This is a genomic window from Candidatus Protofrankia californiensis (genome assembly GCF_900634765.1).
Lineage (GTDB): Bacteria > Actinomycetota > Actinomycetes > Frankiales > Frankiaceae > Protofrankia > Protofrankia californiensis.
Genome location: NZ_CAAAFT010000493.1, coordinates 18,111 through 19,519, shown reverse-complemented (window position 1 = coordinate 19,519; position 1,409 = coordinate 18,111). Strand labels below are relative to the sequence as shown.

General features: G+C 67.4%; 1 protein-coding gene. It reads right to left on the bottom strand.

What is annotated here, in order from left to right:
- Nucleotides 1-204 precede the first annotated feature (204 nt).
- A complete protein-coding gene (locus DD1DGNOD_RS25780) occupies nt 205-1,170 on the bottom strand; it encodes a DUF2470 domain-containing protein (protein WP_241251867.1) in 966 nt (321 codons plus the stop codon).
- Between the last annotated feature and the right edge of the window lie 239 nt (nt 1,171-1,409).

The window sequence follows — 1,409 nt, the reverse complement described above, 5'->3', positions numbered from 1 at the left end:
ATCCTAGTTGAGATTATGCGGACAGATCCGGGCCCGGGGCCCTTCGGTGGCCAGGTTTGTGGACAACCGACCTGTAGCCGATCGACCTGCGGATGATCTGTGGACAACTGACCTGTGGGTAACTGTTGGCCTGTGGGAACCGTGCGGGCAACCGCCCTGCGCGGGACGGCCCGCCGGAAGCGGCCGAGCCGTCCTGCGCAGGGTTCAGACGAGCCCGAGCAGCCAGCGGATTTCCCTGCCGAGCGCGCGTGGCTCGCGCAGTGGTGCCCGGAACGGGAGGTGGATTTCCTCGGCTCCGGAGGGTCCTATCCGCCACATGTCCAGGCCGCGGTGATCGAGTCGGGTGATCTGTGTGCCGGCGAGTTCCTGTGCGCGGGCTGACCGCACTATCCTCGCAGGTCTGGGACCGGGTGACCGCCACGTACCGTCGCCCTGGTCGGGATCGACGGCGACCGCGTACTCGGCGAGTCGGCGGATCTGTTCGGCGTGGACCGTGTTGAGATGTGTCACCAGGTCGGGTGCGTAGGCCGCTATGAGGTCCGGCTCGGCCAGGGCGTAGGCGACCAGGTCGATGCGGGTCCCGGAACTCTCGGTGGTCCGTGTGCGCACGTGGTCGCGTCCACGTCCGGCCTGCGGTGTCCGCTGGCTGCCCTTTGTCGTGGGCGCGGTGGTTGCCTCCGGCGGCGTCCCGGGGAGGCCGGTCGACCTCGGGTCACCACGATCCGTCGACGTTCGGGTTGCCGCGGTGCCGGGATCCGTGGGGGTGAGCATGTAAAGGACGACTTCGGCGACGACCATCGCGATCGCGACGAGATCCTGCTCCTGCCCGGACGGGCCGATGGGCGGACGCGGCGCCGGGCAACCCGGGCCGGCCAGCCGCGCGATGACGTCCGCCGTCGGGCCGGGAACGACGCGCAGGGAACCGGACAGGACGAGGCGCTCGCCCTGTGATCCATGGATGTCGACCCGCGCTGTCGGGTAGCTGCCGGCCGCGTGCGCAGGTGGGCTGCTGGCCGTGGCGAGCAGTACTGGTTCACCCCCGTCGTCGAGTAGACCGACTCGGCCGCAGACGTGTTCGTACGGCAGCGTCAGCAGGGCGTGGCGGGCTCCGGCGATCACGGTGCGGGCCCGGTTGGGCGTTGCTTCCTCGACCGGTGTTGGTGTCGTCACGATACCCTCCGCTAAGGTATGGTTACCTGCTCTTAAGTAAGGCTAACCTAATTAATCTTCAGTTCGCACGCAATGGAGCGACATCGGATCACGAAAGATCACATCAGGTCATGCTGGTCACGTTGACAAATCTGCTGAAAGCGTCATAGAGGCGACGGATGCGCGCGGATGATGCCCGCGATGCGGGTCGCTGGCAGGCCAAAGGCGGCGCGATGATGTTCCTTTCGCGCTGCCGGAGG